The 20,174-nt window shown below is 73.7% G+C and carries 18 protein-coding genes; 8 read left to right on the plus strand and 10 right to left on the minus strand.

The annotated features are described in order from the left end of the window. Positions 1–656: 656 nt before the first annotated feature. From AB0K12_RS30840 to AB0K12_RS30860, 5 genes are all read left to right on the plus strand, one after another. Positions 657–1,667, plus strand: coding sequence for a hypothetical protein (locus AB0K12_RS30840; RefSeq protein WP_364568841.1), 1,011 nt, complete (start codon positions 657–659; stop codon positions 1,665–1,667). A gap of 196 nt (positions 1,668–1,863) precedes the next feature. Continuing rightward, a complete protein-coding gene (locus AB0K12_RS30845) occupies positions 1,864–2,193 on the plus strand; it encodes a TraR/DksA C4-type zinc finger protein (protein WP_364568844.1) in 330 nt (109 codons plus the stop codon). A gap of 64 nt (positions 2,194–2,257) precedes the next feature. Next, entirely contained in the window at positions 2,258–3,772 is a 1,515-nt protein-coding gene (locus AB0K12_RS30850) for a helix-turn-helix domain-containing protein (RefSeq protein WP_364568847.1), read from the plus strand. A 177-nt stretch (positions 3,773–3,949) separates the two neighbouring features. Beyond that, the gene (locus AB0K12_RS30855; RefSeq protein ID WP_364378467.1) at positions 3,950–5,203 is read left to right on the plus strand and encodes an FAD-dependent oxidoreductase; all 1,254 of its coding nucleotides are present in this window, start codon (positions 3,950–3,952) and stop codon (positions 5,201–5,203) included. 216 nt (positions 5,204–5,419) lie between these two features. After that, positions 5,420–5,557, plus strand: a complete 138-nt coding sequence (locus AB0K12_RS30860) for a hypothetical protein (protein WP_364568851.1) — start codon at positions 5,420–5,422, stop codon at positions 5,555–5,557. A 44-nt stretch (positions 5,558–5,601) separates the two neighbouring features. On the opposite strand, the gene AB0K12_RS30865 is transcribed toward AB0K12_RS30860, so the two are convergent. Next, the gene (locus AB0K12_RS30865) at positions 5,602–7,758 is read right to left on the minus strand and encodes a SulP family inorganic anion transporter (protein WP_364568854.1); all 2,157 of its coding nucleotides are present in this window, start codon (positions 7,756–7,758) and stop codon (positions 5,602–5,604) included. Between the two features lie 110 nt (positions 7,759–7,868). Further along, complete coding sequence (locus tag AB0K12_RS30870; protein ID WP_364568856.1) at positions 7,869–10,145, minus strand: FdhF/YdeP family oxidoreductase; 2,277 nt, start codon at positions 10,143–10,145, stop codon at positions 7,869–7,871. Positions 10,146–10,293: 148 nt separating this feature from the next. Here AB0K12_RS30870 and AB0K12_RS30875 point away from each other — a divergent pair, with 148 nt between their 5' ends. Beyond that, a complete protein-coding gene (locus tag AB0K12_RS30875; RefSeq protein ID WP_364568859.1) occupies positions 10,294–11,160 on the plus strand; it encodes an LLM class F420-dependent oxidoreductase in 867 nt (288 codons plus the stop codon). 73 nt (positions 11,161–11,233) lie between these two features. Here AB0K12_RS30875 and AB0K12_RS30880 read toward each other — a convergent pair whose 3' ends face one another. From AB0K12_RS30880 to AB0K12_RS30915, 8 genes are all read right to left on the minus strand, one after another. After that, the gene (locus tag AB0K12_RS30880; protein ID WP_364568862.1) at positions 11,234–12,322 is read right to left on the minus strand and encodes a hypothetical protein; all 1,089 of its coding nucleotides are present in this window, start codon (positions 12,320–12,322) and stop codon (positions 11,234–11,236) included. Next, positions 12,319–12,867 (minus strand): UGSC family (seleno)protein, encoded by a 549-nt coding sequence (locus AB0K12_RS30885; RefSeq protein ID WP_364568865.1) that lies wholly within the window; start codon positions 12,865–12,867, stop codon positions 12,319–12,321. Before AB0K12_RS30885 ends, AB0K12_RS30880 begins: the two co-directional genes overlap by 4 nt. A 124-nt stretch (positions 12,868–12,991) precedes the next feature. Next, a complete protein-coding gene (locus AB0K12_RS30890; protein ID WP_364568868.1) occupies positions 12,992–13,699 on the minus strand; it encodes an alpha/beta fold hydrolase in 708 nt (235 codons plus the stop codon). Next, a complete protein-coding gene (locus AB0K12_RS30895) occupies positions 13,696–14,538 on the minus strand; it encodes a class III extradiol dioxygenase family protein (protein ID WP_364568871.1) in 843 nt (280 codons plus the stop codon). Before AB0K12_RS30895 ends, AB0K12_RS30890 begins: the two co-directional genes overlap by 4 nt. 3 nt (positions 14,539–14,541) lie before the next feature. After that, positions 14,542–14,883: a hypothetical protein gene (locus AB0K12_RS30900; protein ID WP_364568873.1), complete on the minus strand. Its 342-nt coding sequence runs from the start codon at positions 14,881–14,883 to the stop codon at positions 14,542–14,544. Then, entirely contained in the window at positions 14,880–16,286 is a 1,407-nt protein-coding gene (locus tag AB0K12_RS30905; RefSeq protein ID WP_364568876.1) for a hypothetical protein, read from the minus strand. The genes AB0K12_RS30900 and AB0K12_RS30905 overlap by 4 nt, the downstream gene beginning before the upstream one ends. A gap of 141 nt (positions 16,287–16,427) precedes the next feature. Next, positions 16,428–17,099 carry a response regulator transcription factor gene (locus AB0K12_RS30910; protein WP_364568878.1) on the minus strand — a complete coding sequence of 224 codons (672 nt, stop codon included), beginning with the start codon at positions 17,097–17,099 and terminating at the stop codon, positions 16,428–16,430. Further along, entirely contained in the window at positions 17,096–18,643 is a 1,548-nt protein-coding gene (locus AB0K12_RS30915) for a histidine kinase (RefSeq protein WP_364568881.1), read from the minus strand. The genes AB0K12_RS30910 and AB0K12_RS30915 overlap by 4 nt, the downstream gene beginning before the upstream one ends. Positions 18,644–18,849: 206 nt before the next feature. Between AB0K12_RS30915 and AB0K12_RS30920 the strand changes: the two genes are divergently transcribed. Beyond that, complete coding sequence (locus AB0K12_RS30920; protein ID WP_364568883.1) at positions 18,850–19,125, plus strand: muconolactone Delta-isomerase family protein; 276 nt, start codon at positions 18,850–18,852, stop codon at positions 19,123–19,125. 167 nt (positions 19,126–19,292) lie between these two features. Next, positions 19,293–20,165 carry a hypothetical protein gene (locus tag AB0K12_RS30925; protein ID WP_364568886.1) on the plus strand — a complete coding sequence of 291 codons (873 nt, stop codon included), beginning with the start codon at positions 19,293–19,295 and terminating at the stop codon, positions 20,163–20,165. The last annotated feature ends 9 nt before the right edge of the window (positions 20,166–20,174 follow it).

The raw sequence follows: 20,174 nt of genomic DNA on the forward strand, positions 1-20,174 counted from the left end.
TCGACGCGGCCCCCGAGCCTGAGCCTGAGCCCGAGCCGGTGCTGGACGCCGCCGACGAGCCCGCCCCCGAGCCGGCCGCTTGCCGCCCGCACACGTCTCGCCTCGGCACACGCACAACGCACCGGCCGCGAACGGCAAGCGTCCGCACGCCGGTGAGCGCCGACACGCCGACCCGCGCCCGCACACCAGCGAACGCTGACACGCCAACCGCTTCCGCACACCCGCAAGCGCCGGCACGCTGACCGCGTCTGCGCGCCCGGTCGACGGGACGCGTATTCGCGCGCCTTGACCGTCTGGCGAGTGTCCGCATGCCCATGGCCTCCTGGCAGGTGTTCGCGCACTGGGCTGCTTCGGGTGCTGTGCGCCGTCGGCCGTCCCATGGGTGCGCCCGGAGGTCTACCGGCCTCCCGGGCCCTTACGTCCGGCACCTGCGCCTGCGTGCAGCGGCCTCGACGGGGGCGTCTGAGGCACCCGGCGCGCTCCAGTGCCTTGGCGCCCCGCACGTCGCGGCGCCGGGCGGCGTGGGGGGAGGGTTCGGGGGTCGAGTTCGTGGGGCGGTGGTTGTGCCGTCCCAGTCGGTTCATCTACAGCGAGGAGCCATTCGTCATGGCCGTGATCAGGTCATTGCAGGTCCGCCGCCGTCCGAGGGGTGCGGTATGAGTCTCGGGCGGGGGTTCGTGGCGCTGGATCTTGGGACGGCGCGTACGCGTACGTCGCGCGGGTCCGCGATCGCCGACCGTTCGTCGGACGTGTTCGGCGCCGCGCCCGAGGACTCCGCCGTTCCGATACGCCCGATACGTCATGGGATGGTGGCTGACCCGGCCGCATGTCTCCGGTTGGTACGCCAGGCGCTCCACGACGCCAGACCTCCTGACGAGCCCCTTGAACAGGTGCTCGTCGGTGTGCCGCTGGCGGCGACCCAGAGTGACCGCCGTGCCGTGCACACCGCGGTGGTCGAGGCCATCACCGGCCGTCCCGTCACCCGGGGTTCTGTCACGCGGGTGCCTGCCGCAGCCGGCAGCGGAACCGGCCGGGCCTCCGGGGCTTCTCGCGGCGAGTTGCCCGGCGGCCTCTCCGGCGACGGCCTGGCCGACGGCGCCCACGGCGACCGCCCGCCCGGTGACGCCGAAGGTGGCGGTCTGGCCTCTGGCGCCCGAGTCGACGGCCTGCCCGGCGGTGCCGCAGGTGGCGGTCTGGCCTCTGGTGCCCGAGGCGGTGGGTGTGGGGTGTGGCTGGTGGATGAGCCGGTGGCCGCGGCTGTCGGGGCGGGGCTGGATGTGGTGGGGGCGGAGCCGCTCCTGCTGCTCGATGTGGGAGCGGGGATCGTGGAGGCGGTCGCGGTGCGTGAAGGTGCCGTGTTCGACGCCGCCGCGCTCCAGCTCGGCGCCACCACCAGCGCGGGCCTGCTGCCGTACGCGCTGGACGGGGTCGTGGAGATGACCGCCGCCCTCGTGCGGCGGCTGCCCGACGACGTACGCCCGTCCGTGCCGGCCCTGACCGTCACCGGAGGCGGCGCCCGGCAGCGGCGGCTCCTGCACCGCCTGCAAACGGCGCTGCGCATGCCGGTCAACGCCGTGCCCGAGCCCGAGTACGCGACCATCCGCGGCCTGTCCCGCATGGGCCGCCACCCGGAGCTGGCCTCCCGCATCAGCCGACAAGGCCGATGAAGAGGGCCGGTGTCCCCGGCCACCCGACGGCGAAGGGCCGCCTTCCGGGGCCGCCCAGCCGGTTGAAGCGGGTCGGCGGTCCCGGCCTTCCGGCCAACGAAAGGGGACGGGGTCGGGCCTGTGCCGGCAGGAAGGCTTCCGCGGCATGACCTGTCGCGGTTCTCGTTCCACGTACTCCCAGAAAGGGGATCACGTCATGATCGACTCTCACCTGAGCACCGTGCAGCTCCAGGAACTGCGTGAGGAGCTGCAGCAGCAGCTCGAGCGCCGGAGCCGGCACCTGCTCGGCCTGCGGGCCGAGGCCAGCGACGGCACCGGGGCGGACGCCCAGTACCAGGAGCTGCTGGTGGACCTGGCCGCAGCCGACCGCGCGATCGCCGAGCTGACGCTGGCGCTGGATCGCGTGGCGGAGGGCACGTACGGCCGCTGTTCGGAGTGCGAGGCGGGCATCCCGTTCGAGCGGCTGAAGATCCGGCCGCTGGCGCGGTTCTGCATCACCTGCCAGCGCCGGTACGAAGCCGCCTAGAACGGGCAGGTTGCGTGGCGGGACGGCGCGTCCCGCCACGCAACCCGGACACGGAGGACAAACCGTGGTCAGACTGGACCGCCTGGTCAACGTGCTGGGCGGGTACGGCGTGCGCCTGGCCGGACGGACGGACGCGCGCACGGCGCAGCTGCGCAGCGTCGCGATGCCCGACCCGACCGACGAGCGGGTGACGGGCGACGTGCTGCTGGCGGTGGGCGCGGCCTCGGTGGCGGAGGCGATCGCGTGGGCGGAGGCGGCCCGCGCGACGGCGGTGCTGGTACGCGCGGGCGAGGAGGCGGCGCGCGAGGTGCCGCATGACGCCGGGGTCGCGGTGCTGCTGATCGACCCCGCGGTGTCGTGGAGCCAGCTCACCGGGGTCGTGTACGGGCTGGTGCTGGAGGGCAGGGAGACCGAGTCCGGGCGGGGCCCGACGGACCTGTTCGCGCTGGCCGACAGCCTGGCGGACGTGGTCGGGGCGGCGGTGACGATCGAGGACCGGCTGTCGCGGGTGCTGGCGTACTCGCGCTCGCAGCAGGCGGGCGACCCGGCGCGGCTGGAGACGATCCTGGCCAGGCAGGTGCCTGAGCGGTTGCGCGAGCTGTTCGAGCAGCGGGGGGTGCTGTCGCGGCTGGCCGCGTCCGACGGGCCGATCTTCGTGGGGCCCGACCCGGCGTACGGGCTGACCGGGCGGATGGCGGTGGCGGCGCGGGCCGGCCGCGAGGTCCTGGGCACGGTGTGGGTCACCTGCGACAGGCCGCTGACCGGGCGGCGGCTCACCGCGCTGGCCGACGGGGCGCGTACGGTGGCGCTGCACCTGCTGCGCTCCCGCGCGAGCGCGGACCTGGAGCGGCAGGTGGAGTCCGACCTGGTGATCCGGCTGCTGGAGGGCAGCGCCGACGCGGTGACCGCGCTGAGCCAGCTCGGGCTGGCGCCTGGCCCGATGCGGGTCATCGCGGTACGCGCGGGCGCCGCCGCCGACCGGCACGCCGCGCTGCTGCTGGCCTTCGACCGGGCGACCACGGGGTTCGGCTGGTCGCGCCCCGGACGCAGCACGCTGCTGGGCAACACGCTCTACACGATCCTGCCGGGCGAGGAGGCGGGAGCGGCGCCGGCGTGGGTGGCGGCGTTGCAGGCCGCGCTGCCCGCGCAGGTGGAGCTGGTGGCCGGGATCGGCGCGCCGGCCGGGGCCGCGGAGCTGCCCGCCGGGCGGCAGGAGGCCGACGAGTGCCTGGCGCTGCACGAGAGCGCGGGCGGGGCGCCGCCGGTGTACGACGAGTCGTGGGGCGACATCCTGCTGCAGCGGCTGCGGGCCGCGGCGCGTACCGGAAGGACTCCGGCCAGGGGGCCGGTCGGCGCGCTGCGGCGGCACGACGCCGGGCACGGCACCCGGTACGTCGCGACGTTGCGCGCCTGGCTGGAGGCGCAGGGCGACCCGGTGGCGGCGGCGGAGCGGCTCGGCGTGCATCCCAACACGGTCAGGAACAGGCTGCGCAAGATCGGCGAGATCACCCCGCTGGACCTGGACGACGCCCGGCAGCGCCTCGCCATGATCATCCAGCTGGAGGCCCTCGGCGAGTGATCTCGGGCCGGTTGTCCGCCGTTCGATCGACGCGGGGCCGGCGCGCTCCGGCGGAGGCGCGGCACTCGTTGTGGAACCCGCACAATCCGGGCGTCCGAATTGTCGCGGCCGTACAGCGCTCCCCCGCCTAGCCGGGGTCATGCTGTCCCCGTAAGCAGCGAGGAGAGGAAGGGCGTCATGGTCGACGGGGGCAGCGGCTGGCCGCGCAAGGTGATCGTGGTGGGCGCGGGCATCGTCGGCCTGTCGACGGCGTGGTTCCTGCAGGAGCGCGGTGTCGAGGTCGAGGTGGTCGACCGCAAGGGCGTGGCGGCAGGGGCGTCCTGGGGCAACGCGGGATGGATCTCCCCCGGGCTGGCCATCCCGCTCAACGAGCCGTCCGTGCTGCGGTACGGGCTGCGCTCGCTGCTGAGCCCGTCCGCTCCGCTGCACGTGCCGGCCACCCTCGACCCGGGGCTGTGGTCGTTCCTGCTGCGCTTCGCCGCCAACTGCCGGTGGCCGTCGTGGACCCGGGCCGTGCGCGCCAACCTGCCGCTCAACGAGGAGAGCATCGAGGCGTTCGACGTGCTCACGTACAACGGCGTACGTGCGCCGCTCGTGCACGCCCCGATCACCGCGGCCTTCCGCACGCCCAAGCAGGCACGGGCGCTGCTGCACGAGCTGCGCCGCATCTCCGCCGCCGGGCAGCAGGTCGCGCACGCCCCGCTCCGCCGCGAGCAGCTCGTTGAGCACGTGCCGCTCGCGTCCGGCGCGCTGACCGCGGGGGTGCGGATCGACGGGCAGCGGTACGTCGACCCGGGCGCGTTCGTGCACGCCCTCGGCAGGTCGGTGATGAGCAGGGGCGCCACCGTGTACGCCTTCGAGGTCACCGACGTGCGCAGCGACGGCGGGAAGGTCACCGTCAGCTCGTCCAAGGGCACCACCCTGACGGCGGACGCGGTCGTCGTGGCGACCGGGGCGTGGCTGCCCAAGCTGGCCGCGCAGTGGGGCGTGCGGACGCAGGTGCGCGCGGGCCGCGGCTACTCCTTCACCGTCCCGGTCGATCGTCCGGTGCCCGGGCCGATCTACCTGCCCGAGGTGCGGGTGGCGTGCACGCCGTACCAGGGCAAGCTGCGGGTGGCGGGGACGATGGAGTTTCGCTCCCCCGACGCGCCGCTGGTGCCGGCCCGGCTTGAGGCGATCATCGCCTCGGCGCGGCCGCTGCTCGACGGCGTCCGGTGGGAGGAGCGCACCGACGTCTGGGTGGGTCCCCGCCCTGTCACCCCGGACGGGCGTCCGCTGGTGGGCGCGACCGGGCGGCCCGGCGTGTACGTCGCGGGCGGCCACGGCATGTGGGGCATGGCGCACGGCCCCGCCACGGGACGCCTGCTCGCCGAGCAGATCACCACGGGCAAGCAGCCCGCCGCGCTCCGCGAGTTCGACCCCCTCCGCTGAGCCTGAGCCGCCGGCGCCGGGCGCGCGTACCCATGACTTCCGGCACCTCACGCTCTTCCTGGCCGAGGGGACGGTGAAGAATCACGTCCCGGCGCTGCTGGCCAAGCTGGGGGCGCGGGATCGTACGAACGCCGTGCTGCGGGCGCTGCATGAGAACGTGCTCGGCTGAGCGGCGGTGCGCGGTGGCAGCGGGTCACCGGATGTTAGCGTCCCGTTATGCACGACGACGACATGTCCGGGCGGCCGCCGCTGGGCCGCCGGGTGCTGATCGTGGTGGGGGCGGTGCTGCTGACGCTCGCCTACGTGACCATGGGCGCCGCCTCGTTCGTGCTGGTGGCCAAGGAGTTCGGCTGAAAGCGGGCCCCCGCCGCTCCGGCCGGCGAGGGCGCGCGGCGGGGTCACCGCTGGCTGGGCTCCGCCGGGAGCGAGGGGCTGCGCGGCGGCACGACGTGCACGCTGGCCGTGGCGATGTCGAAGTAGAGGCCCACCAGCTTGAGCTTCCCGGCCTTGACCTGCTCGTCGACGCGGCGGTAGGTCCTGAGGTTCTCCAGCTGCTGCTGGACGTTCAGCCGGCAGAGCCGGTCGAGGGAGGCGTCCGGCCCGCGCTCGGCGTCCAGCCGGTCGAGGCCGGCGGCTCCGTGTCGCAGCCAGCTTTCGAGCTGGGGCAGGCCGGCGGTGGTGGCGGGGCCGCCGAGCAGGGCGGCCATCGCGCCACAGCCCGAGTGGCCGCAGACGGTGATGGTGTGGACGTCGAGGACGCGGGTGGCGTATTCGATGGCGGCGCCCACCGAGTCGTCGGCCGGCTCTGAGCCGGCGCAGGGCACGAGGTTGCCGATGTTGCGGACGGTGAACAGGTCGCCTGGGCCGCTGCTGGTGATGAGGCTCGGCATGATCCGGGAGTCGGCGCAGGTGATGAACAGGTGGCTGGGCTGCTGCCGGCCGGCCAGCTCGGTGAAGATGGGGCGCACGAGCGGCGCCGTACGGCGGTGGAACTCGGCCGCGCCCTGGGTGAGCCGGCATTCCTGCACCCCGGTCGTACGGCGGCGGGGGTGCGTCCACGGCAGCCACCAGTGCCCGGCTGGCTTGGGCGGGCTCTTGGCGGGGAACATGCGGGCCCCGCTGGCCGCCATCGAATACCACTCGTCGTGCAGCTCGTCGATGGTGACGGTGCCGCCGAGCCGCTCGTGGTCGAGCCGCCAGGAGTGGATGGCCTCGAAGGCGGCGTTGTCCATGAAGTCGATGTTGAGGTCGAGGTCGACGTCGGCGCGGGCCGGGATGGCGCGCAGCTCGGCGGTCAGCCGGGGCACGCCGAGGAAGGTGAGCGAGCCGGACACCGTGGCGTGCAGGCGGCCGTTCGGCTCCTCGCGCTTGTCGACCGTGACGCGGGTCAGCCGCCGCAGCGCGAGCAGCGCGCCCAGGGCGAGCCCGGCCAGCACGCCCTCGGCCAGGCCGATCACGACGACGCCGGTCAGCGTGACGAGGTAGACGGGCACCTCGTTGTGCCCGTGCACCTTCCTGACGTGGCCGAGGCTGATCGTCCTGATGCCGATGAAGACCAGCAGCGCGGCCAGCGCCTCCATGGGGATGAGCCGGATCGTCCAGCCCAGGCAGAGCGCGAACAGCAGCACCCAGCCGCCGTGCAGGACGGCCGACCAGTGCGTACGCGCCCCCGCCCGGATGTTGGTGGTGCTGCGCACGATCACCCCGGCCACGGGCAGCCCGCCGAGGAACCCGCTCACCACGTTGGCCACGCCCTGCCCGGACAGCTCCTTGTCGAGGTCGGCGCGCGGCCCGGTGTGGGTGCCGTCGGTGGCGACGCTGCACAGCAGCGACTCGGCGCCGGCGAGCAGCGCCACCAGCAGCGCTGCTCCGGCGATCTGGTGCCAGTCGGCCTGCGGCAGCTCGGGCAGGGACCAGGAGCCGAGCGCGCCGGACAGGTCGATCCTTGTCACGTTCCAATGGAAGAGCCAGGCGGTCGCGGCGGCCACGACGAGCGCGGCCAGCGGCGCGGGCACGGCCCTGACCTGCTTGGGCAGCCGGTTCCAGACGAGCAGCACCGAGACGGTGAGCACGCCGACCATGACCGTGTGCCCGTGCAGGTCGGCGATCTGGCCGGGGAGCTGGACGAGGTTGTCCCACGCGGAGTGCTGCGGGCTGCCGCCGAGCACCACGTGGAGCTGGGCGAGCGCGATGACGATGCCGACGCCGGCCAGCATGCCGTGCACGACGGCGGGCGAGACGGCGAGTGCGGCCCGCGCCGCCTTGAACGCGCCGAGCAGCACCTGGACGCCGCCCGCCAGGATGGTGATGAGACAGGTGGCCTGCCAGCCGTAGGTGTGCACGAGCCCGGCGATGACCACGGTCAGGCTGGCCGTCGGGCCGCTGACCACGAGGGGCGAGCCGCCGAGCAGGCCCGCGACGATGCCGCCCACGGCGGCGGCGATCAGCCCGGCGGCGAGCGGCGCGCCGGCGGCCATGGCGATGCCCAGCGACAGGGGCACGGCGACGAGGAACACCACCAGCGACGCTGGTAGATCGTATCTGAGAGTCCGCATGATGCCACTCTCCGTAGTTATCTGCATGCGGCAACCCTAGTGCCCGCGCCAGGCGCGATCCGGCGTCTGATGAGCGTGCCCGACGCTTTTCGCTGCCGGCGTCGAAACCCCTAGACCGCCGGGCGTTCCAGCCGGATGACGACCGACTTCGAGGTCGGGGTGTTGCTGCCGTCGGCCACGCTGTCGAGCGGCACCAGGACGTTGGTCTCCGGGTAGTAGGCGGCGGCCGAGCCGCGGGCGGCGGGGTAGGCGATCACGGTGAAGCCGGGCGCGCGGCGCTCCACGCCGTCGTGCCAGACGCCGACCAGGTCCACCACGTCGCGGTCGGCGAAGCCCAGCTCGGCCAGGTCGCCGGGGTTGACGAGCACGACGCGGCGGCCGTGCCGGATGCCCCGGTAGCGGTCGTCGTCGGAGTAGGGGACGGTGTTCCACTGGTCGTGGGAGCGCAGCGTCTGCAGGATGAGGTGGCCGGGCGGCGCCTCCAGCAGGGTGAAGGGGTTGGCGGTGAAGACGGCCTTGCCGCTCGGGGTGCGGAAGACGCGCTCGTTGACCGGGTTGGGCAGCCGGAACCCGCCGGGCTCCGCGACGCGGGCGTTGAAGTCCTCGAAGCCGGGCACGACGCGGGCGATGCGGTCGCGTACGGCGCCGTAGTCGGACTCGAACGTCTCCCACGGGAGGCCGGGACGGTCGCCGAGCACGCGGCGGGCCAGCCGGCTGATGATGGCGACCTCGCTGAGCAGGTGGGGCGAGGCGGGGTCGAGCCGGCCGCGCGAGGCGTGGACCTGGCTCATCGAGTCTTCGACCGTGACGAACTGCTCGCCGCCCGCCTGCACGTCGCGGTCGCTGCGGCCGAGCGTGGGCAGGATGAGCGCGGTCTCACCGCAGACGGTGTGGGAGCGGTTGAGCTTGGTCGAGATGTGCGCGGTCAGCGTGCAGGCGCGCATGGCCCGCTCGGTGACGGCGCTGTCGGGGGTGGCGCGGACGAAGTTGCCGCCCACGCCGAGGAACACCCGGGCGCGGCCGTCCAGCATGGCCTGGATGGCGCCGACCGTGTCGAGCCCGTGCTTGTGCGGCGGGGTGAAGCCGAACTCGCGCTCGAGCGCGTCGAGGAACGGCCGCGGCGGGCGCTCCCAGATGCCCATCGTGCGGTCGCCCTGCACGTTGCTGTGGCCGCGCACCGGGCACACGCCCGCGCCGGGACGGCCGACGTTGCCGCGCAGCAGCAGGAAGTCGACGATCTCGCGGATGGTGGCCACTCCGTGCTTGTGCTGGGTCAGCCCCATCGCCCAGCACACGATGACCTTCTCACTGGCCAGGACCATCTCGTGCACACGCTCGATCTGCGCGCGCTCCAGGCCGGTGGCGGCGAGCAGGTCGGGCCAGGCGAGCGTACGCGCGTGCGCGGCGAACTCGGCGAAGCCGGTGGTGTGGGCCTCGATGAAGGCGTGGTCGAGCACGGTGCCGGGCCGCGCGTCCTCGGCCTGGAGCAGCAGCAGGTTGAGCGCCTGGAACAGGGCCAGGTCGCCGCCCGGCCTGATCTGCAGGAACTCGTCGGCGATGCGGGTGCCGCGCCCGACGATGCCGCGCGCCTTCTGCGGATGCTTGAAGCGCATCAGCCCGGCCTCGGGCAGCGGGTTGACCGCGACGACGCGCCCGCCGGAGCGCTTGGTCTCCTCCAGCGCGGAGAGCATGCGGGGGTGGTTGGTGCCGGGGTTCTGGCCGACCACGAACACCAGGTCGGCGTCGTGGATGTCGGCCAGGCTCACGCTGCCCTTGCCGACGCCCAGGGTCTCGATGAGGGCGTGGCCGCTGGACTCGTGGCACATGTTGGAGCAGTCGGGCAGGTTGTTGGTGCCGTAGGCGCGGGCGAACAGCTGCAGCAGGAACGCGGCCTCGTTGCCGAGCCGGCCCGAGGTGTAGAAGAGCGCCTGGTCGGGGTGGTCGAGGGTGCGCAGCTCGCCGGCGAGCAGGCCGAGCGCGTCGTCCCAGCCGATCGGCTCGTAGTGGTCGCTGCCCGGGCGCTTGACCATCGGCTCGGTGAGCCGGCCCTGCTGGTTGAGCCACTGGTCGGTGCGGCCGGCCAGCTCGGAGATCGGGTGCTCGCGGAAGAAGTCGCGGGTCACCCGGCGGGAGGTGGCCTCGTCGGTGACGTGTTTGGCGCCGTTCTCGCAGTATTCGTTGCGGTGCCTGCGGCCCGGCTCGGGCCAGGCGCAGCCGGGGCAGTCGATGCCGGCCGGCTGGTTGACGTTGAGCAGCGTCAGCGCCGTGCGGCGCACGGTGGTCTGGCCCAGGGAGTATTCCAGCGCGTGGGTGACGCCGGGCAGCCCGGCCGCCCACGTCTTGGGCGGCGTGACGTGAAGACGCCCGCCGTCTTCTGCCCTGTTCATCGGTGATCATCTCCTCGCGGCTCGTGCGTAGGTTACCGCCGGCGCGGGAGAGGTCGGTTCACCGGGCTCCGGAGCGTCGTGTGGTCGATCGCTCGCCCCGCGGCGATGATGGTGCGGGTCGATCACTTCTCGATGGAGGCAGTACGCGATGCGGATCGGTGTCGTCTTCCCGCAGACCGAGCTAGGCGGCGACGCGGGCGCGCTGCGGGCCTACGGCCAGGGGGTCGAGGAGCTGGGTTACGCCCACGTGATGACCTTCGACCACGTGCTCGGCGCGGATCCCGACGTGCACCGGGGGTGGGACGGCCCGTACGACGTGCACACCACCTTCCACGAGCCCTTCGTGATGTTCGGCTACCTCGCCGCGCTGACCTCGCTTGAGCTGGTCACCAGCATCATCATCCTGCCGCAGCGGCAGACGGCGCTGGTCGCCAAGCAGGCGGCCGAGGTCGATCTGCTGACCGGCGGGCGGTTCAGGCTGGGGGTCGGGCTGGGCTGGAACCGGGTCGAGTTCGAGGCGCTCGGCCAGGACTTCTCCACCCGGGGGCGGCGGTCCGAGGAGCAGATCGCGCTCATGCGGCGGTTGTGGACCGAGCAGACGGTGACGTTCGACGGCGCGTTCGACCGCGTCACGGGGGCCGGGCTGGCGCCGATGCCGGTGCAGCGGCCGATCCCCGTCTGGATCGGGGCGCAGGCGCCGCCCTCCTACCGGCGGGCGGGGCGGCTGGCCGACGGCTGGTTCCCGCAGATGAGTCCCGGGCCGAAACTGGACGAGGCCAAGGCGATGGTCGAGGAGGCCGCCGCCCAGGCCGGTCGTGACCCTTCCACGCTCGGCATGGAGGGGCGGCTGGCCTGGCGGGGCGACGCCGACGAGGTGGCCGAACTGGCCGGCCGGTGGCGCGAATCGGGCGCCACCCACATCGCCATCGACACCATGCGAGCGGGCCTTGCCACCGTGGACGACCACCTCGCCGCCCTGGCCGGCGCCGCCGACGCCCTCGGCCTGCGCGGCTGACCCCGGACCTGTGCGGATGTCCCCGGGGCCTGCGCGGTCCTGTGAGCGCCGGCCGTGCTGGAAGCGGGCCGCGTCAGGCGGGGTCGCGGATACGGGCCGTGGGGAGGGGGCCGGTGTGGGGGGCGAAGGTTTCGAGGATCGCGGAGACGCCGGCGTTGTCGGCGCCCGCGACCGCGATCACCACCGCCTCCAGTGAGGCGAGCGCCGGGACCCGATGCGGGGTCGCGCTCAGGCCGTACCGGTCGGTGATCGCGTCGGGATGGTCGGCGGGGAGCCGGTGGCGGCCGTTCCGTGAGACGGCGTCCTTGCCGACGGCGGCCAGCTCGGCGCGGCTGTTGACGGCGTGGTCGTGCAGGAAGCGGCGCAGGTCGTCCTTGCTCCATCCGGCCGCGCCGAAGACGGCGGCGTGCTCGGGCCCGAGCACCACGAGCGCGCTGCCGGTCTCGTGGACGAGCGCGCCGGTCCTGCGCAGGGAGCCGGCGAGGTCGAGCGCGAGCTGCTCGGGCGAGCCGGTGTGGCGGGACTCGACGTGCAGGCACGACCTGATGACCAGCGCGGTCACGGCGCTGTCGGCAGGGTCGAAGCCATGCTCGCGGTGCAGCGGCTCCCACGGGCTGTCCTCCTCGTTCTCCGCGATGCAGGCGGAGAACCTGGCCGGCGTGCCCTGGGTGGCCTGGTCGAGCAGATGCGGGCGCAGGCCGAACACGTTGATGGCGGCCAGCCGGACGGCCCGGCCGATCGTCGCGTTGGCGCGGAACCCGGAGCCGAAGACGTCGCCCCTGCTGTTGAGCCCGATGCGGTCGCGTACGGGACCGTTGACGACGAGCAGCGGCGCGGTGCCCGCCGTGCTCTGCCAGACCCCGCACTTCAGCTGCGGCTCCTTGCCGATCGCCTCCCACGCGGCCAGCACCACCGGGAAGTAGGCGGGCAGGCACCCGGCCATGGCGGCGTTGATGGCGGCCAGCCGGACGGTGCAGCGCCGGTCGAGGTGCGGCAGGGCGAACAGCACCTCCTCGGGGTCGCGGTCGGTGGTGGCGAGGAACTCGGCCAGGTACGACCCGGTGACCGGCACCACCGGCAGCCCGTCGGTCCAGCCCTGCCGGGCGTAGTACTCCATGGCCGCCCGGATCTCCTCCGCACCGGCCACCGGCATCGCGGTCATGCCCGGCCTCCCCCGGCTCCGAGGACGCTCAGCACGCCGGGCAGCACCTCGGCGGCCCGCCCGCGCAGCCCGTCCGCGCCCAGACCGGCGACGGGGTGGCGGACGACGGCGAAGGCGTACCCGGGGAAGCCGCAGACCTCGGCCATGGCGCGGCCCGCCGCGAGGAACGGCTCGGTGACGACGCTCACGGCGGGCACTCCGGCACGTTCCAGCGCGACGCCGTCGGCCACGGTGGCGGCGGCGCAGGAGCCGCCGTCGCCGACGGCGGTGAGCACGACGTCGCAGTCCTGCGCGAGCTCCTTGATCAGCTCCTCCCCGGCGGGCAGCCCCGCGCAGTCCTTGACGTAGCGGAGCGAGCCGGCCGTGCGGTGGCGGTGGCGCAGTTCGGCGGCCAGCTCGGTGAGGAGCCTCATGGCGTTGGGGCGGGCGTTGTCCAGCAGGCCGACGGTCAGCCCGCGCAGGCGCACCGGCCGCGGGGCGGGGGTGGCGTCGGCCGTCCTGGCGGCGGAACCCGTGGGGTCGAGCAGGGTCTCTCGTCCGGTCATGGCGCCTCCAGCTCGTCCGTCGGGGCGCGCGCGGGGGGCGTACGCGCCCGATGGTTCCACGTTCGCGCCACGTCACCGCCGGTGACTACCTCTTTTTCCACACAACGGAAGCCGGATCGGGCGCTCAGCCGGCGGCCAGCGCCAGCAGCAGCTCGGCCAGCTCGCCCGGCGCGGTCACCATGGCCTCGTGGCCGGTGGCCAGGTGGTGCACCGGCCAGCCGCGGGCGGCGGCGCGCCCGGCGTGCGGGGTGAACACCCGCATCCATTCGACGCACTCGATGAACGCGGCCGGCACCTGCTCGCCCTTGCCGGTCAGCCGCAGCGGCTCGGTGTAGGCCGCCCACGGGTGCGGGGTGAGCCTGGGGGTGAGCCAGCCGAGGTCGGCGGGCTCGGTCACGCCGAGCACCTCAAGGGAGCGTACGGGGATGAGCCACCCGAAACCGGGCCCCGCCACCGACTCGCGGTAGTGCCCGGCGACGGTGGCGGGCAGCAGGTCGATGGCGGGTTCCCCGTCGTCGCCGACGAACGCGTCGAGGTGCACGCGCAGCGCCAGCCGCTCCGGCACGCGGTCGGCGACGCCGGTGACGACCTGCCCGGCGTAGCTGTGGCCGACGAGCACGACGTCGCGCAGGTCGTACGCCTCGATGAGCGCCACCACGTCCTGGACGTGGACGGCGAGCCCGACGTGCGGGCCGAGCAGGTGGGCGCGGTCGCTGAGGCCGGTCAGCGTCGGCGTGTGCACCTCGTGACCGGCCGCGCGCAGCAGCGGGACGACCCGCCGCCACGCCCAGCCGCCGTGCCAGGCGCCGTGGACCAGGACGAAGGTGCTCACGCGTTCTCCATGACGATCATCCCGGCCCCGGTCATGGAGGCGGGCACGAAGTAGTGGCGGTGCCTGACCACGACCTCGGGGTCGAGGGCGCCGCGCATGACCAGCCACATGATCAGCTCGGCGCCCTCGCCGCCGAACGTCTCGATGTAGCGCTCCCTGCTCCACCCGGCCAGCTCGTCGGGGCGGAAGGCGATGTCCTCCAGGAAGCGGCGGTCGGCCGCCGGGTTGACGAACCCGGCGCGGGCGCCCTGGAGCTGGTGCGACAGGCCGCCGGTGCCGAGCACGACGAACGTCTCGTCGCCGGGGTAGCGGTCGATGGCGCGGCGCAGCACCTTGCCGAGGTCGTACAGGCGGGCGGGCAGCGGGATGGGGTACTGCAGCACGTTCACGAAGATCGGCACGACCTTGACCGGCCACGCCTCGGCCGGGCGGCCCCAGAACAGCTCCATCGGCACCTGCAGCCCGTGATCCACCTTGATCTCCTGGATGATCTCCGGGTCGAACATGTGCTCCACCAGCGTGTCCACCAGGTGCCAGCCGAACGCGGCGGCGCCCTCGAAGGGCGGCACGGCGCGCGGCCCCCAGCCCTCGTCGACCGGCTGGTACTCGGCCGCGCAGCCCACCGCGAACGTGGGCACGCGGTCGAGGAACAGCGCGTTGAAGTGGTCGTTGAAGACGACGACCGCGATGTCGGGCCGGTGCTCGTCGATCCACCGCCGGGCCGGCCCGTAGCCGTCGAAGAACGGCTTCCACTCGGGAGTGTCGCGCAGGCCCTTGTCGAGCGCGGCGCCGATCGAGGGCACGTGGGAGGTGCCCAGGCCGCCGAGGAGTCTGGCCACGGCCTATCCCTTCTTCCCGAGCCGCTCGCGCAGGAACGTCTCGTGATCCATGCCGGCCTGGTGCGCGCCGATCTCGGTGATGCGGATCGGGTCGACGGCGGAGATCTTCAGGATGAAGAACAGGTTGCCGCCGAGGCGGATCATCTCCCGCCAGTCGCGGGCCAGCACCGCGCGCCGCTCCTCCTCGCTCAGCCCGAACCGGTCCAGGTACGCCCGCTCGTCCGCCTTGAACGCCGCCCTGTTGGCCGGGTCGCCGAGCCCCATGGCCATCTTGTTGAGCCGGTAGCCGCGCAGTCGCCTGGCGCGGTCGAGCAGTGGCGTGTCGGGGATCCGGTCATCCGTCACTTGAGCGCCGCCTTGCGCCAGCCGCCGTCGGCGTAGATCTTGCGGGCCACCTCGGTGTACGGCACCGGGCCGACCGTCGCGCCGATCTCGGCCTGGGCGTGCTGCTCCACGGTGAGCTTGCCGCTGCCGCCGTCCGGCTCGCCCCACACCAGCGACACCTGGACGCCCTCGTGGGCGTGCTCCTCGTCGAGCATGGCCAGGGTCAGCATCTTGCGCTCGTTGGCGCTGTAGCCGATCCACGTCGAGATCCCGGCGGGCGCGCCGCCGGCCTTGACCAGGTCGTACGGGTGCATCGCGTACACCGCCGAGGGGAACTCGACCCACTTGGCCGGCCGCCCCTCCTTGTCCAGCTGCGAGCCGATCGCGGCGAGGAAGTCGCCGGCGTCCAGCGCGAGCGTCACCTTCCTGCGGTGCGGCTCGGCGGCCTTCGCCTCCAGCGCGTCGCGGCCGATGAAGTCGTGGTCGAACTTGACGAACGAGCCGTAGCCGAGGTCCCACGGCGTCAGGTAGTAGTCCTCGATGCGGTCGGAGACGAAGCTGCCGCCGATGGAGGCGCTGGCCTCGTACCCGTCGGCGGGCAGCCACTGGCGGTAGCTCTTGAGCGCCTCACCGGTGTAGATCGCGGGCAGCGGCGAGGGGATCCAGCCGGACTCCAGCGTGTTGGAGGAGTAGGCGCGCCCGCCGACCAGCCGCATCCCGTACTCCTCGCCGGCCGCCACCAGCGCGCTGTGCACCTCCTCGCCCTCGGCCCAGGGGCCGAACAGCTCGTAGCCCGGCTGGCCCGCCATGCCGTGGCGCAGCGCTCGGACCTCGCGGCCCGCGATGGTGATCGTGGTGATGTGGAAGAACCTCAGCTCGGGGGCGGGCGCGCCGGTGGCCCGCTCGATCACCCGCGCCGCGTCGGGGCCCTGGATCTGGTAGCGGTACGACCTGCGGTTGAACGGGTCGGGCCGGGCCGCGGAGCGCTCGTCCAGGGTCGCGGTGACGTCGTGGCCGCCGGTCTCGGCGTGATAGCGCACCCAGTTGAGCGCCGGGATGCGGCCGACCAGGTTGAACGTCTGCTCGCCCAGGCGGAAGAGGATGACGTCGCCGATCACGTACCCGTCGGGGGTGCACGGCACGAACTGCTTCGCGCTGTTCACGGGGAACCTGGCGAAGCTGTTCACCCCGAGGCCCGACAGCAGGGCGAGCGCGCCCGGCCCTTCGAGCAGCAGCTCCGCCATGTGGTACGACTGGTTGAACAGCACGCAGGTCCGCTGCCAGGCCAGCTGCTCGTCCCGCCAGTTCGTGTACTCCGGCGGCACCCCCGGATAGACGTTCGGCCCGGCCTGCAGGTTGCGTAGATGGTCGACCAGGTTCGTCCGTACACCGTTGACGACGTCTTCGAGGCTGGAGCCGGTCATCGCGCGTCTTCTCCTTAGCCGAGCTTGTGCCGTGCCTGGATGCTAAGCAGCAGCGCCGCGGCGGCGGATGGTGCGATTGACGGCTCTTTTCGGGTCCGCTGTCCCGGTCTTCCCAGGACAAGTGACGTAGCCGGCCGGGATTCAGCTCGGGGGCGGCACGAGGCCCTCCCGCATCGCGACCAGCACCGCCTGCGTACGCGAGCGCAGCCCCAGCTTGCCCAGCAGGTTGCTGACGTGGGTGCGGGCCGTGCGCTCGCTGATCACCAGCCGGGCGGCGATCTCCCGGTTGGAGTGGCCCTCGGCGATCAGCACCAGCACGTCGCGCTCGCGGTTGGTCAGGCCCGCGACGCCTGTGTGCGGGGCGCGCATCTTCTGCACCAGCCGCCTGGCCACGGCCGCGCCGAGGAAGACGTCGTCGTTGGCGGCGGCCCTGATGGCGGCGGCCACCTCAGAAGGGCCCGCGTCCTTGAGCAGGTAGCCGGCCGCGCCGTGCTCCAGGGCGGCATGGATGCGCTCGACCTCGCCGAAGCTGGTCAGGATGACCACGCGCACGGACGCGAACCTCCTGGCGATCTCCGCGGTGGCCTCGACGCCGTCCATCTTCGGCATCACCAGGTCCATCAGCGCCACCCTGGGCAGCGGCAGGCCGCGCGTCCTGAGCGACTCCAGGCGGTCGAGCGCCTCACGGCCGTTCGCGGCCTCGCCGGCCACCTCGACGTTCTCCAGCGCCTCCAGGTACGCGGCCACGCCCCGCCTGACCACGGCGTGATCGTCCACCACCAGCACGCCGATCGCCTGCACCTCCACGCTCATGAGCTCTCCAGGAAAGGTCGTCGGTTGGGTCCGGCCGGCAGCAGGGTCGGCAGCGGGATCGCCAGCCGCACGAAGGCTCCACGCTCAGAGGGACGTGCGGACGTGGTCAGGTCGCCGTCCCAGCGGGCGGCGCGTTCGCGCATGGCGGTCATGCCGAAGCCGCCCTCGCCGGCCGGCTGCTCGGGCAGGCCGCGGCCGTCGTCGGCGATCTCGCACGTCAGCCAGCGCTGGGTGCCGCGCCTGGTCAGGGCGAGGTCGATGGTGACGAGCGCGCCACCCGAGTGCTTGACGCTGTTGTGCAGCGCCTCGGCGACGACCCGGTAGGCGTCCTCGCACAGCTCGGACTCCAGGTCGGCGAGCTCGTCGTCCTGGTCGGTGACGGTGACACGCACCTCGAAGCCGGTACGCGCGGTGGTGACCGCCGCCAGCGTCCGCACCGCCGCCGGCAGGCCCTCGTCCGACAGCGCCGTGGGGTGCAGGTCCGTCACCATGGCCCGCAGGTCGCCGAGCACCGCCTTGGAGATGCCGGCCAGCTCCTGCGCCACCCGCATCACGTACGCCGCGTCCACCACCGCGCCACGGGCGGACAGCATGCCGAGCGACTCCACCTGCATGCCCATCGAGAACACCTGCTGCACCACCGAGTCGTGCAGGTCGCGGGCCAGCCGCTGGCGTTCCTCGCGGCGCGCGACCTCCCGCTCGCGCTCCAGCAGCGCCGCGTACGCGACGGCCTGCGCCGCCTGCTCGCCCATCGCCATCAGGAAGTCCAGCGCGGTGCGGCCGATCTCCTGGCCCGGCGCGAAGTACGCGTTCAGCACGCCGACCGGCTCGCCGCGCACCAAGAGCGGCACGCTGGCGAACCAGTCCCACTCGGGGTGGCGCATGTGCTCCCTGATCGGCTCCCACACCGGGTCGGTCATGACGGTGGCGTAACGGTGGGGCACGACGACCGGCCTGCGGCTGGTGAACGCGTCGATCATGCGCAGTTCGGCGCCCGCCTCCATGCAGGCGATGAGCAGGTCGAAGAAGTCAGGCGTGCTGCCGAAGCCGGCCGTGCCCATCACCTGGAAGCTCTCGCCCGCGGCGTTCACGGTGAGGATCTGCACGCTGGCCAGCGCGTCGGCCTCCAGCACCTCCTTGGCCAGCGCGTCGAGGGTGCTGCTCAGCGAGCACTCGGCGGCCACCCGCCCGGCGGCGCTGGCGATGGCGGCCAGCCGCCGCTGGTGACGGCGGCTCTCGGTGACGTCCCTGAACGCGACGACCCGCTCCCCCCTCCTGGAGGCCCTGACCTGGTACGCGAACTCCCGCCGCCCGCCGGCCGGCGCCTCCCACCCCACCACCGCCTCCTCCGCTCCCCCACCGGAGGGGAAGGGGGAGGGGGATCCTGGGAGGTCGGACGGGCTCAGGCCGCACAGGCGCAGCGCGGCCGGGTTGGCGAGGATGAAGCGGCCGTTGCGGTCGATCACGGCGAGCCCGTCGGGGGCCAGGTCCAGCAGCGTGCGCGCGTCGAGTGCGGGTGCCTCGTGTCCGGCGTCATGCGCCATGAGCGGTGTCCTCCCTCGCTGGAACGGGGCCCGCTGACCCCCATGATGCCCCGGGGAGGCGGGCGGCGGCAGGTGCGGCGGGACGAGTTACGACATTTGACGTAGACGGCCTGGCCGCAGGACACGTCCCGGCGGGGCCGCGCGTCGCATCACGCGGGGTCGCGGGCGTCCTAGCGTCGGAGGCCAGAGCGTAAGGGGAGGCTGCGATGGAGTTCCTGGTACGTTTCGAGACCCGCCTGCCCGACGCCATGGGCGACGCCGAGCGCGAGGAGCTGCGCGAGGCCGAGCGGGCCAGGGCGCTGCGGCTGCGCGCGGACGGTCTGCTCAAGCGGCTGTGGCGGGTTCCTGGCCGGCGCGCGGTCGTCGGCCTGTGGGAGGCCCCCGACGCCACCGCCCTGCACGCGGCGCTGTCCTCACTCCCGCAGTTCCCCTGGATGGACGTGACGGTCGAACCCCTCGCCACCCACCCCCAGGAGGCCTGACCCGCGCGGGCCGGCGGCTCGCCGTAGGACAGGTGTCGCGGCCGGGACGCGACGGGTGCGCAGGCGGAAGCCGTCATCCGCGGCGTGTTCGCGGGCGGGCCGGTCCCTAGCCTCACCAGCAGGCACCGCAGCCGGTCGGCTGCCCGCTTCCGCAGGAGGGTCCGGTCATGTCCGCTGACAGCGCGCCCGCGCAGGTCCGTCTCGACCCCCGGACGGCCCTGGCGCGGGCCCTGAGCGCCGCCACGTACGAGATCCTGCCCTTCGGCCGCGCGGAGGAGCCGGTGCTCGCGCACGTCCCGCGCACGGTCGGGCTGACCGTCACCGCCACCGAGGCGCGCGGGCTCGGCCCCACGATCGACCTGGCCGTACGGCTGGCCGGGCACGGCTACGCGGTGGCCCCGCACCTGGCCGCCCGGCTGGTCCGCGACGAGCGGGAGCTGAAGGACATGGTGGCGAAGCTCAGGGAGGGCGGCGTGGACGGCGTCTTCGTGGTCGGCGGCGACGCCGTACGGCCGGCGGGGCCGTTCCCCGACGCGCTGTCCCTGCTGGAGGCGCTCGACGGGCACCCGTTCGCGCGGGTCGGCATCGCCGGGCATCCCGAGGGGCACGGCGGCATCCCGCGTACCGTCGTCGAGCGCGCCCTGGAGGAGAAGGCGCCGCACGCCACGCACATCGTCACCCAGCTCTGCTTCGACGCCCGCGCGACCGCCGGCTGGTCGCGCGGGCTGCGTGCCCGCGGCGTCGGCCTGCCGGTCATGGTCGGGCTGCCCGGGGTGGTGAGCCGGCAGCGGCTCGTCCGCGTCACCGCCCGGCTCGGGCTCGGCCCGTCCGCGCGTTTCCTGCGCAAGCAGCAGAGCCTGTTCTGGCGGTTCCTGCTGCCCGGCGGCTACCGCCCGGGCCGGCTGGCCGCGCGCCTCGCGCCGTACCTGGCCGATCCCGGCACGGGGCTTTCTGGTCTGCACCTGTTCACCTTCAACGAGCTGGCCGCGACGGAGGCGTGGCGGCGCAGACTCCTGGAGCGGCTCGGGGGCGCGGCCTGACGTCCGCGC

The sequence above is a fragment of the Nonomuraea sp. NPDC049419 genome (assembly GCF_040676995.1).
Classification (GTDB): domain Bacteria; phylum Actinomycetota; class Actinomycetes; order Streptosporangiales; family Streptosporangiaceae; genus Nonomuraea; species Nonomuraea salmonea.

Coding starts and splice junctions, on each gene's coding strand:
- AB0K12_RS30855 (WP_364378467.1), top strand. CDS start 3,950: ATGGTCGACGGGGGCAGCGGCTGGCCGCGCAAGGTGATCGTGGTGGGC.
- AB0K12_RS30840 (WP_364568841.1), top strand. CDS start 657: ATGAGTCTCGGGCGGGGGTTCGTGGCGCTGGATCTTGGGACGGCGCGT.
- AB0K12_RS30865 (WP_364568854.1), bottom strand. CDS start 7,758: ATGCGGACTCTCAGATACGATCTACCAGCGTCGCTGGTGGTGTTCCTC.
- AB0K12_RS30875 (WP_364568859.1), top strand. CDS start 10,294: ATGCGGATCGGTGTCGTCTTCCCGCAGACCGAGCTAGGCGGCGACGCG.
- AB0K12_RS30920 (WP_364568883.1), top strand. CDS start 18,850: ATGGAGTTCCTGGTACGTTTCGAGACCCGCCTGCCCGACGCCATGGGC.
- AB0K12_RS30870 (WP_364568856.1), bottom strand. CDS start 10,145: ATGAACAGGGCAGAAGACGGCGGGCGTCTTCACGTCACGCCGCCCAAG.
- AB0K12_RS30915 (WP_364568881.1), bottom strand. CDS start 18,643: ATGGCGCATGACGCCGGACACGAGGCACCCGCACTCGACGCGCGCACG.
- AB0K12_RS30860 (WP_364568851.1), top strand. CDS start 5,420: ATGCACGACGACGACATGTCCGGGCGGCCGCCGCTGGGCCGCCGGGTG.
- AB0K12_RS30910 (WP_364568878.1), bottom strand. CDS start 17,099: ATGAGCGTGGAGGTGCAGGCGATCGGCGTGCTGGTGGTGGACGATCAC.
- AB0K12_RS30905 (WP_364568876.1), bottom strand. CDS start 16,286: ATGACCGGCTCCAGCCTCGAAGACGTCGTCAACGGTGTACGGACGAAC.
- AB0K12_RS30845 (WP_364568844.1), top strand. CDS start 1,864: ATGATCGACTCTCACCTGAGCACCGTGCAGCTCCAGGAACTGCGTGAG.
- AB0K12_RS30925 (WP_364568886.1), top strand. CDS start 19,293: ATGTCCGCTGACAGCGCGCCCGCGCAGGTCCGTCTCGACCCCCGGACG.
- AB0K12_RS30885 (WP_364568865.1), bottom strand. CDS start 12,867: ATGACCGGACGAGAGACCCTGCTCGACCCCACGGGTTCCGCCGCCAGG.
- AB0K12_RS30880 (WP_364568862.1), bottom strand. CDS start 12,322: ATGACCGCGATGCCGGTGGCCGGTGCGGAGGAGATCCGGGCGGCCATG.